The sequence below is a fragment of the Burkholderia sp. LMG 13014 genome (assembly GCF_905232215.1).
Taxonomy (GTDB): domain Bacteria; phylum Pseudomonadota; class Gammaproteobacteria; order Burkholderiales; family Burkholderiaceae; genus Burkholderia.
Genome location: NZ_CAJNKE010001083.1, coordinates 1 through 333 on the forward strand (window position 1 = coordinate 1; position 333 = coordinate 333).

At 58.3% G+C, this 333-nt stretch carries 1 protein-coding gene; it reads right to left on the bottom strand.

Annotation, left to right across the window (positions count from 1 at the left end; genetic code table 11):
* On the bottom strand, nt 1-261 hold a 261-nt coding region (locus tag JYJ84_RS37500), incomplete at its 3' end, for a contractile injection system protein, VgrG/Pvc8 family (RefSeq protein ID WP_275890782.1).
* Between the last annotated feature and the right edge of the window lie 72 nt (nt 262-333).

A 333-nucleotide genomic window follows, 5' to 3' on the forward strand; every position in this document is an offset into this window, starting at 1 on the left:
CGTACGTCGAAAACCCGTATCGCCCTGAACGAACGAAGAAACCGCGCCGTGTACATACCGCACGGGCTGGCCGCTCTGCCAGATGGTCAGCAGGCCATTACGATCAAGAACCTGTCTAAAGTCGATGGCCGGATTGGCACTGGCCAGTTCGACCGCCAGGCGGAAGGTTTCGGACAACCCTTCATGCAGCGCGAACTCGACGACCTCAAATGACTCGTCGCCAGCAGTGAAGGTAAAACGCAGATCGGATGACGTCACCATAAGTATTCCTTAACGGCCCATGATCGGGCCGTCGATCTACACATGCCCCGAGCGACCGGCGCACGCACCGAT